Below are 9,217 nucleotides of genomic sequence, written 5' to 3'. Positions count from 1 at the left end.
GGGCGGAGCCGGTTCCGGGCCTGCCGGGTGGTCGAGGGGTTGGGGCCGGTGGTGGGGTGCGGCGAAGACGGTGGTGAAGAGTTCGGTGCTGCCCGCCGGGCGGCGGGCGCGCAGCCACGCCTCGAACGCCGGGTCCTGCTCCGCCGCCATCCGGCGGAGCGCCTCGAAGACGCGCAGGTCGTCATCGCGTACGGTCAGCGCCAGCCCGCCGTGGTCCTTGAGCTCCGCCACGCGTGCCCGGGTCGCCGGACCCTCCGACCACGCGTGGTTGCGCAGCACGATGAACCGCCGGTCAGCGGTCTGCGGCCCCAGCCCCGACGCCTGCATGCCGTCGGTCAGCCGCTTGAGCGCGGCGATGTGATGCCGCGCGCCGATCATCCGGAACGTCCAGTGCCGCTGGTCCTCGGAGTCGGGGCTCAGCGCCTGGCGCAGCCGCGCGTGCAGGCTCGGCCGGCGGCCGGGAGGCGGGTCGACGGAGAAGGCGCGGCCCTCCTCGCCCTGTTCCGTGATCCAGGCCCGGAGCCCGGCGGCCAGCAGGGCAGGGACGAGCTCGTCCTCGTGCTCGGGATCGAACGCGGCCGACGTGTCCGCCTGTGCGCGCAGCTCGGCGAAGCGGGCGTCGAGCCGGACGAAGTCGTCCCCGGCGGGGGCCGGCTCCGCGACGACCTGGGTCGCGTGGCCGGGGCCGTCGTCGAAACGTTCCAGCAGCCGCTCGCGGCCGTCCGCGAGGCACGTCTCGACGTGGGCGCTGATGAGCCGCAGCAGGGTCCGCGGCGTGTGGCCCGGCGCCGTCTCGAACGCCGCAGGGATGATCGGCCATACGGGGCCGGGCGGCGTGAACCCCGCTTTCGCGTACGCCACGGCGAAGCGCCGCTCGACCAGCGTACGGGCGATGTCCGCGGTCGCTATCGTGCCGAGGATCAGCGCCGGCCGGAACCGGTCGCGCACCGTCCCGATGGCGCGGTCCCTGAGCAGGCTCCACGACGAGGGCAGGCAGGCCACCAGGCAGAGGGACCGCTGGGTCGCGTGGACCAGCGCCATGAGCCCGCCCGCGAGCTCGTCGATCACGTCCTTGCGCTGCTCCGCGCCGGCCGGCCCGGCGAGGTCGGCCCCCGCGGCCGGGCGGGAGTGTTCGAGGATGGCATCGATCTGGTCGACGGCGATCACGCTGGGCCCGGTCATCGCGAGGATCATCGACAGGTCGACCGCGATCTCGTGGGGCTCCTTGACGCCCTTGCTCATGCCGCACGCCTGCCGATCGCCCTCCTCGGCCTCCTCCGTCGACATCAGATGGTCGTGGGCGACGTCGAGGGCCGGGCCGGAGGCCGCGGCGTAGAGGGCGAGCGCGCGGATGGTGTCGCGGCAGCGCAGGAGCCGGCGGTCCTTGGTGATCAGGCCGTTGACCAGCGCGTCGAGGTCGTCGCGGTCGAGGCCCTTGCCGCCGTCCACCGCGGCCTCGATCCGGTCCTCCACGCCGGCGAGGGCGGCCAGGCGGCGCAGCGCCACCATCGCCTGGATCGGCTCGTCCTGGCCGCCCGCGGAACGGCCCAGGTCCTCGACCATCGCGCTCGTCGTCCGCCGCCAGAAGTCGTCGCCCGCGCTGAAGTCCACCAGGAAGAAGTAGCCGCCCGCGCGGGCGATCTCGCCCCTGACCCAGCCGAGCAGGTGGGTCTTGCCGGCGCCGCCCTCGCCCTGGATCACGACGCCGAGCGGGCTGGTCCGGGTGGCGGCGGACGCCTCGTCGATGCCGTCGAGGATCAGCCGCTCGGCCCGCGGATGCATGCGGTCGACGTGGAACGGCGGCGGGTTCCAGGCGTGTTCGGCCGTCGTCGCCCAGTTGAGGACCCTGGAGACGGCGCGCAATGCGCGCTCCTCGGCCTCGTTCATCGCGCCTCGATCGCCAGCAGGTGCTTGCGGATGCCGCTCACCAGGACGGCCGCCTCCCGGTCGGCCCCGGTCAGGGTCTTCTGGTCGGCCTCCGGCGCCAGGTGGACGTCGGGCAGCCGTTCCATCCGGCGCAGCGCCTCGTCGACCTCCGCGCGGGGAGCGTCCCCGAGGCACGGGCGCAGCCGGGTGAGCAGCACCCAGTCCTGCGGTTCGCGGGCCAGCCGCCAGTAGGCGTCCCTGATCGCCTGGGTCAGATCGTCCTGGGGCGTCTCGTCGCCGCGGGCCTTGACCACGAATTCGGCCAGGCTCAGGTCGCTCGCGTCAAGGTAGCTCCTGAGCAGGTCGAGGACCTGGTAGAGGGTGCGGCCGAGCGATCCCGTCTTCGCCGGGGCGGTGCCGGACAGCTCTTTGACGCACCAGGCCCAGCCGTCCTCGGTGAGGGTGTGGTGGTAGGCCCTGCCGGGTTTGTCGCTCGCGACGAGACCGAGCTTGTTCATGCGGATCCTGGCCGCGCCGTCGAGCGCGTACCCGATGTGTGCTTTGAGCTCCGGGTTGGACGCCGAGCCGCCGAGCGTCATCAGGCCGAGAAGCAGAGCCCGTTCTCGGGTCCCGAAGGCGGTGTTCTCCATGGTCAGGTCTCCTCGGATCGATCGTCGACGACTCGGGCGAAACGGTCGGCCATCAGTTCGAGACGGCCGTGCACTTCCATGAGCGTGCCGTGGGCGCGTACGGGCGTCCTGGTGCGGTGGGCCTCGACGGCCACGTCGTAAGCCGCCTCGCCGGGCAGCCGCACCCACAGGGAGCTGCGGGGTTCGCCGCCGGCGAGGGACACCTCGCCGCGGACGTGGATGCGGAACCGGTCCTCGCCGCCGTTGTCGAACAGCGTCCCGATGAGACCGGTGACCGAGGCGTGCTCGCGGTGCAGCCGCCGCAGCCGGTGGGCGACGCGGCGGAGCAGCCGTCCGGTCTCGGCCTCGAAGACGACCGTTCGCGCCGGTTCGGCGGAGGGCAGGCCCCGCGCCCAGCGGAAGCCGACCTCGAAACGGGCTCCGGGATCGGCGCCGGCGAACCGGGCGAGCGCCGCGCACAGGTCGGCGGACACGCCGTCGCCGACGACCCGGTCGAAGACGCTGATGTCGCCGGTCCTGCGGGCCTCGTCGCCGGCCTCGCGCAGGAGCGTGGTCGCCCGCTGGAGCACGATCAGCGTGCGGCGCGCGAGCGGAGGTTCTCCCTGGTCGGCACGGTCCAACGGCACACGTACGGTCAGCAGGTCGCCGGAGGGCACGATCGGCCCGATGCGCACGCGGGCGAGCAGGTCGCGCACCGGTCTGGGCGCCGCGCCGTCGAACACCGCCCGGGGCCCGGTCAGGGCGGCGCGGGCGGCCGCGCCGAGGGCGGCCTGGGCGCTGCTGAAGGCGGTGACCGCGTCGACGAGCCCGAACTGCCCGTCCTGCGGGACGATGGGGGCGCGATACCACTGGACGTCGGCCATGGGGGCGCCGATGTCGGAGGCGATGTCCTCTCGGGAACGTTCCTCCACCTTCGCCAGCACGGTGAGGATCTCCCTGAGTCGCCGGGGCGTGTCGGCGAGGTCGTCCGAGCCGGGCACGAGGATCTCGTGATCGCCGTCGTGCACCCAGACGGTCGCGCCGCGCCAGCCCTCGGGCCGGCGGACCCAGCCGGTGGCGGCCACATAGCTCGTGACGTCGGCGACCGACAGACTCCCGGTCACGCCGGCGACCCGGTGGGGGCGCCGACGAGCTCGCGTAACGCGCGAACGGTGAGCACGTTGCCCAGCGGCACCCGGACGGTCGCGTACCGCTTCGGGCTGGGATCGAGGATCGGCTCTTCGCCCTCGAAGCCGCGGTAGTAGCAGAGCCTGCTGAGCATCAGCCCGTCCGTCTCGACCCGCGCGTAGTGCTCGCTCTCCGCCGGCACCACGACGAGGAACAGGTAACGGGGGACGAGGAACGGGCCCGCGGCGAGCTTGTTGTACTGGACCTCGTTCAGACCGCGGAAGAGCAGGTCGGGGCCCTGGGTCGCGGGGGCGGACCAGGACTTGATCTGCGCCTCGATGGCCGGTGAGGCGATATATCCGGATCTGCCCGGATGGCGGAAGCCGAGGTCGATCCCGTCATGATCGAGATCGTCCTTGTAGACGAGGAGCCCCGCCGCCGAAGCGAGTGCCCGGACATAGTCCTCAGCGAACTTGCCCTGATGGTTCCGCTGGTCGAGCACGCAGTCTCCTCGCCTCTCCCGCACAATCCGCAACGCAAGAGACTATCTCCCGACGAGCGGCCCTCGGCCGTCTTTTTCCGGCATGCTCGCGGGTGGAGGTCGACGATGAAATTCGCCCTGCTGTTGTTCGATCCAGAGGACTACTGGGACTCGGTCTCGGAGGAGGAGATGGGCGCGGCGGTGGCCGAGCATGCCGCGTTCGCCGCGTACCTGCGCGAACGCGGCATCCCGTTCTCCGGGGAGGCCCTGAAGCCGGCGGCGGAGGCCAGGTCGTTGCGGCCCTCCGGCGACGGGCCGGTCGCCGAGGACGAGCCGTTCGTGGCGCTGCGGCAGGATCTGGCCGGCTTCTACCTCATCGAATGCGCCGGCCTGGACGAGGCCGAGGAGATCGCCCGGCGCTGTCCCATCGGTGCGGGCATCGAGATCCGGCCCGTCTGGGAGGCGTGACCCCGGCTCAGCGGTAACCGGTGACGTCCGCCGGTTTGCCGGGGTCCTGCACCTCGACCAGGTAGCGCCAGCAGTCCGGCTGGGAGCCGTCGAGGTCGGTGAAGCCGTACTCGCGGGCCAGCCGGCCGCTGTCGAGCGACTCGCCGCTCCAGCGCATCACCTCGGGGTCGGCGGCCAGGGCGGCGACGGCGCGGCCGACGTAACGCGGGCTCTCCGAGATCACGAAGTGGGGCTCGCGGGCGGTGGCGTCCCGCCAGTTGTCCTCGCGCACCCCGAACAGCTCCAGCATCATCTCCGACCTGAGCCAGCCGGGGCTCAGCGCCACCGCCGCGCATCCGTACGGGCGCAGATCGTGCGCCTGCCCGAACGCGAGCCTGAGCACGGCGCTCTTGGCATGGTCGTAGAAGAACGAGACGCGGTAGTTGCGGTCGTTGTACTCCTTCGTTCCGTCGGTCATCTCCACCACCAGGCCGCCCGGCCGCTTGATGAGCAGCGGCAGCGCGTAGTGGCTGGTGATGATGTGCGTGTCGATGGCCAGCCGGAGCAGCCGTAGCCCGCCGGCGAGGTCGTGCTCCCACAGCGGGGTCTCCCACTGGGCGAGCAGCTCACCGCCCCAGATGTCGTTGACCAGGACGTCGAGGCGCCCGTGGTCGCGCTCGATGCGCTCGACGAGGGCGCGCACCTGCTCGGCCTCCAGATGGTCGACCTGGACGGCGATGCCCTCGCCGCCGGCCTCGGTGACGAGCTCGGCGGTCTCCTCGATGGTCTCCGGGCGGCCGTACTCGGATCGGCTCTCGCGCGTGGTCCGGCCGGTCACGTACACGGTGGCGCCCGCCGCGCCCAGCTCGACGGCGATGCCGCGCCCGGCGCCGCGGGTGCCGCCGGCCACCAGCGCGATCTTGCCCTCCAGGGGTTTGTTCATGGTTCGAAGGTAGCCGTGATACCCGACAACGCCTGTCATCTTTTCCCGCTGTCGTCTGCCTGCGGGCGGATGGTCAGGCGGCCGGGCGGGGGTTACGGTGCAGGCGAACACCGGTCGATGATCGAGGAGCCGTCATGAAGCGTGCCGCCTTACCGGCGCTGGCCGTCTGCGCAATGCTCGTCACCGCCTCGCCCGCCCAGGCCCGGCCGCCGGAGCGATCCACTCTCACCCAGCATCGCGTCGTGTCCGACCAGGGAGAGGCCTGCGGCTTCCCCGTCGCCTGGACGATCAACCTCACCGCCGGCCTGACCCACTTCTTCGACGCCGACGGGCGGCTCCTGCGCGAGCAGGCCCACATCAAGGAGGACAACACCGTCCAGAACCTCGCCACCGGCAAGGTGGTGACCGAGGGGCCCGACTCCTTCACCCAGACCACGCACTTCGACGAGGCCGGCAACCCGACCCACTACGTGGTGACCGGGCTGGCCGTCAACGCGGGGGCCCTCAAGGACGTCGGCCGGGTGGTGCTCGTCCGCGACGCCGAGGGACGGCTGGACATCGCGTTCGCGGCGGGGCCGCACCCGCTGCGGGAGGCCACGGCGCTGGGTGACGCGCTCTCGGCCTTCTGCGGCATCCTCGCCTAGCGCGGAAACCGGCCGAAAGTACCGCCGGGGGCCCTGCTTTCGACTCATGCGGGCCGCGGACGGGCTCCGCAGGATGAGCCGCATGTCGCATGAACCTGCGGTTCATCCCGCCCGGAGCCGCATCACCGCCCTCGACGTCGTACGCGGGTTCGCGCTGTGCGGGATCCTGGTGGCCAACGTCCGGCCGATCGCGAACGTGGACCCCGCCGTGGTGGTCCAGACCGGGGCCGGCGGCCACGACCCGCTGGCCTGGATGGGCTTACTCGTCGACCAGCGGTTCTTCCCGATCTTCTCGTTCCTGTTCGGCGTGGGCTTCTCGCTCATGCTGGAGTCGGCCGAGAGGCGGACGCCCCGGCCGAGGGTCGTGCTGCTGCGCCGCCTGCTGGCGCTGCTCGCCCTGGGGCTGGCGCACATGTTCCTGCTGTGGCGGGGTGACATCCTGACGATCTACGCCGTCGTGGGCCTGGCGGTGCTGCTGCCGTCCACGTGGCTGCCCCGCGGGGTCGTGGCGGCGCTGGCGGGGGTGCTGCTCGTGGCGCCGCTGGTCCTCGGCTCGAACGGCGTCCCGCTGGTGCCGGGGCTGTTCCTGCTGGGCTCCGCCCTGACCCGGTACGGCGTGATCGCCCGGATCGAGCGCTCGGCCCGCGGCCCGGCCCTGCTGGGCACCGTCTTCGCGGTGACCGCCGCACCCGCCCTGTGGGTCCAGATCCGGTACGCGGGCCAGCCGGACGACAGGTCGTTCGTCATCTCGCTCGCCGTGGCCGGGCTGCTCATGGCCGGTGTGTACGTGTGCGTCCTGCTCGTCCTGCTCCGTACCCGCCTGCGTCCCGTGCTGGTGGCCGTCTTCGCGCCGCTCGGGCGGATGGCGCTGACCAACTACCTGAGCGCGACGGTCATCGTCCTGCTGGCCGGGCAGCTGATCGGCGGGTCGCCGGAGACGTGGGACATGCTCACCGTGCTCGCGATCGCCGCCGGGATCCTCACGGCGCAGTGCGTCCTGTCGGGCTTGTGGCTGCGCCGCCACCGCCAGGGTCCGCTGGAGTGGCTCTGGCGCTGGGCCACCTGGTGGCGTCGCCCGCCGCTGCGCCGCGACGCCTAGAGCTCGCCCAGCTCTCCGAGGGGTCTCGTCCAGCGGTCGAGATCGTCCGCGGACGAGGCGGTGGCGAGGTGCATGATGTCGTTGAACGTCCGGAACGCCGTCTCGTCGCCGCCGCTCAGTCGCGCACGGCGCACAGGAGGCGGTTGTGGCCGCGCTGCCACAGGGTGCCGATCTCCGTGAAGCCGGCCTCACGCAGGGCGCTGACGTGCTGGGAGAGCAGACTGGACTCCGAGCCGCGGTGGTCGGCGCCCGCGGTGGTGCGCTCCTGGTCGAGCTCGGCGAAGGCCGGGTCGGCCTTGATCGCGTCCCACCAGGCCCGCCAGTCCTCGGGCGGGTTCGCGCCGAAGACCCGCTCGCTCTGGCGGTCGTGCACGGAGCGCTCCAGCCGCGCCAGCACGGGGGTGGCGTCGTCGGTCTCCATGTGGTCGCCGTTGAGCAGCAGGCCGCCGGGCCGCAGCACGGCCGCCAGTTCGGCGTACATGCTCTTGAGGTCCTGCTCGGAGACCCAGTGCAGCGCGGTCGTGCTGACGGCCGCGTCAACGGGGCGCTCCAGCCCCAGCAGCCGCGTCCACCCGCTCGTCCGCAGGTCCGCCGAGACGAACCTCACGTGCGGGTACGCCGCCCGCCCCAGCCCGAGCAGCAACGGGTCGGCGTCCACGCCGATCACGGTGGCCTCGGGCAGCCGCTCCAGCAGCCGCGCCGACAACGAGCCGGGCCCGCACCCCAGGTCGACCACCACGGGGTCGGGCCGCCCCAGCGCCTCCACCGCGTCGATCATCACGGTGAACCGCTCCTCGCGGTCGGGCAGGTAGCCCTCCTGCTGGCGGTCCCAGCGCGCCATCCACTTCGTTGCGGCATCGTGAGTGAGCACAGCACATCTCCTTGTGACTGTCGTTTAAGCTTTGGACAGTCACGAACATAGAACACAAAGGTGTAACTGGTCAATTGGACTTCAACGGTCACATGGACACCGTGGTCCGCGTCGCGGTGACCCTGGTCAACGAGCTCACCCCGGGCGAGCGGCGCGGGCGACCCTTCCGGCTCCCCGAGGACGGCGGCGCCGCCGCCACCGCGGCGCTGCGCACGGCCTATCCGGCCTACCGCGAGCTCGGCACCGAGGAGGGCGCGCAGCTGGCCGCGGTCGCCGCGCGGCTGCGCGCGGTCTTCACCGCGGTGGCGGACGGCGACGTCGACAGCGCGGCCACGCAGGTGAACACGCTGCTGCGGGAGACGCAGGCCAGGCCCATGCTGGAACGGCACGACGGCGAGCCCTGGCACCTGCACTTCCACGGCAGCGACGACACCACGGCGGGAAGCTGGGCCGCGAGCTGCGCCACCGGCCTGGCGATCGTGCTGGGCAGCGAGTTCCACGACCGCCTCGGCGTCTGCACGGCCCCTCACTGCGACCGCGTCTACGTGGACGTCTCCCGCAACGGCACCCGCAGATTCTGCTCGACCGCCTGCCAGAACCGCGTCAAGACCGCGGCCTTCCGGGCCAGGGCCAAAGGAGACTGACTCACAACACCCGGATCGGCGCCCCGTCGAGGAAGGCGCCGATGTCCTCCACGGCCTCCCGGAAGTACGTCGCGTAGTTCAGCTCGCTGACGTAGCCGAGATGCGGCGTGGCCAGCACGTTCGGCAACGTGCGGAACTCGTGCCCGGCGGGCAGCGGCTCCTCCTCGAACACGTCGAGTCCCGCTCCGGCGATCCGGCCCTCGCGCAGCGCCGACAGCAGTGCGGCCTGGTCGACGATCGCCGCCCGCGAGGTGTTGACCAGGTACGCGGTGGGCTTCATCAGGCCCAGCTCCCGCGCGCCGACGAGCCCCCGCGTCCGGTCGCCGAGCACCACGTGGACGGAGACGACGTCGGAGCCGGCCATCAGGGCGTCCTTGTCGGGGGCGAGCCGCGCCCCGCACTCCTCGGCCCGCTCGCGCGTCAGGTTCTGACTCCAGGCCAGCACGTCCATGCCGAACGCCCTCC

At 72.3% G+C, this 9,217-nt stretch carries 11 protein-coding genes and 1 pseudogene; 4 read left to right on the top strand and 8 right to left on the bottom strand.

Annotation, left to right across the window (positions count from 1 at the left end):
• The 4 genes and pseudogenes from E1286_RS43425 to E1286_RS43410 all read right to left on the bottom strand — a co-directional run.
• A pseudogene (locus tag E1286_RS43425) lies at positions 1-1,887 on the bottom strand (hypothetical protein); the annotation flags it as partial.
• Complete coding sequence (locus E1286_RS43420; RefSeq protein ID WP_132622663.1) at positions 1,884-2,516, bottom strand: hypothetical protein; 633 nt, start codon at positions 2,514-2,516, stop codon at positions 1,884-1,886. The pseudogene E1286_RS43425 and the gene E1286_RS43420, both read right to left, overlap by 4 nt.
• 2 nt (positions 2,517-2,518) lie before the next feature.
• The gene (locus tag E1286_RS43415; RefSeq protein ID WP_132622661.1) at positions 2,519-3,619 is read right to left on the bottom strand and encodes a hypothetical protein; all 1,101 of its coding nucleotides are present in this window, start codon (positions 3,617-3,619) and stop codon (positions 2,519-2,521) included.
• Entirely contained in the window at positions 3,616-4,125 is a 510-nt protein-coding gene (locus tag E1286_RS43410) for a DUF4365 domain-containing protein (RefSeq protein WP_132622659.1), read from the bottom strand. The genes E1286_RS43415 and E1286_RS43410 overlap by 4 nt, the downstream gene beginning before the upstream one ends.
• Before the next feature lie 105 nt (positions 4,126-4,230).
• Between E1286_RS43410 and E1286_RS48560 the strand changes: the two genes are divergently transcribed.
• On the top strand, positions 4,231-4,572 hold the full coding sequence (locus E1286_RS48560; protein ID WP_165970181.1) for a YciI family protein: 342 nt from the start codon (positions 4,231-4,233) through the stop codon (positions 4,570-4,572).
• A gap of 7 nt (positions 4,573-4,579) precedes the next feature.
• On the opposite strand, the gene E1286_RS43400 is transcribed toward E1286_RS48560, so the two are convergent.
• Positions 4,580-5,494, bottom strand: a complete 915-nt coding sequence (locus E1286_RS43400) for an SDR family oxidoreductase (RefSeq protein WP_132622655.1) — start codon at positions 5,492-5,494, stop codon at positions 4,580-4,582.
• Positions 5,495-5,628: 134 nt separating this feature from the next.
• Here E1286_RS43400 and E1286_RS43395 point away from each other — a divergent pair, with 134 nt between their 5' ends.
• A complete protein-coding gene (locus E1286_RS43395) occupies positions 5,629-6,138 on the top strand; it encodes a hypothetical protein (RefSeq protein ID WP_132622653.1) in 510 nt (169 codons plus the stop codon).
• Positions 6,139-6,220: 82 nt separating this feature from the next.
• Entirely contained in the window at positions 6,221-7,237 is a 1,017-nt protein-coding gene (locus E1286_RS43390; RefSeq protein ID WP_165970180.1) for a DUF418 domain-containing protein, read from the top strand.
• Here the strand turns inward: E1286_RS43390 and E1286_RS48555 are convergent.
• Both E1286_RS48555 and E1286_RS43385 read right to left on the bottom strand, forming a co-directional pair.
• Positions 7,234-7,371, bottom strand: a complete 138-nt coding sequence (locus tag E1286_RS48555; protein ID WP_165970179.1) for a hypothetical protein — start codon at positions 7,369-7,371, stop codon at positions 7,234-7,236. The two genes, E1286_RS43390 and E1286_RS48555, sit on opposite strands and share 4 nt — an antisense overlap.
• Positions 7,353-8,108, bottom strand: a complete 756-nt coding sequence (locus E1286_RS43385; protein ID WP_132622651.1) for a class I SAM-dependent methyltransferase — start codon at positions 8,106-8,108, stop codon at positions 7,353-7,355. Before E1286_RS43385 ends, E1286_RS48555 begins: the two co-directional genes overlap by 19 nt.
• 74 nt (positions 8,109-8,182) lie before the next feature.
• Between E1286_RS43385 and E1286_RS43380 the strand changes: the two genes are divergently transcribed.
• On the top strand, positions 8,183-8,752 hold the full coding sequence (locus tag E1286_RS43380; protein WP_132622649.1) for a CGNR zinc finger domain-containing protein: 570 nt from the start codon (positions 8,183-8,185) through the stop codon (positions 8,750-8,752).
• 1 nt (position 8,753) lies between these two features.
• On the opposite strand, the gene E1286_RS43375 is transcribed toward E1286_RS43380, so the two are convergent.
• The coding region (locus E1286_RS43375) for an NAD(P)-dependent oxidoreductase (protein ID WP_281282852.1) at positions 8,754-9,217 on the bottom strand (464 nt) is incomplete at its 5' end.

Source organism: Nonomuraea terrae, from assembly GCF_004348995.1.
Taxonomy (GTDB): domain Bacteria; phylum Actinomycetota; class Actinomycetes; order Streptosporangiales; family Streptosporangiaceae; genus Nonomuraea; species Nonomuraea terrae.
This window is presented reverse-complemented; position numbering and strand designations above follow the sequence as displayed.

Coding starts and splice junctions, on each gene's coding strand:
- E1286_RS43400 (WP_132622655.1), bottom strand. CDS start 5,494: ATGAACAAACCCCTGGAGGGCAAGATCGCGCTGGTGGCCGGCGGCACC.
- E1286_RS48560 (WP_165970181.1), top strand. CDS start 4,231: ATGAAATTCGCCCTGCTGTTGTTCGATCCAGAGGACTACTGGGACTCG.
- E1286_RS43395 (WP_132622653.1), top strand. CDS start 5,629: ATGAAGCGTGCCGCCTTACCGGCGCTGGCCGTCTGCGCAATGCTCGTC.
- E1286_RS43420 (WP_132622663.1), bottom strand. CDS start 2,516: ATGGAGAACACCGCCTTCGGGACCCGAGAACGGGCTCTGCTTCTCGGC.
- E1286_RS43390 (WP_165970180.1), top strand. CDS start 6,221: ATGTCGCATGAACCTGCGGTTCATCCCGCCCGGAGCCGCATCACCGCC.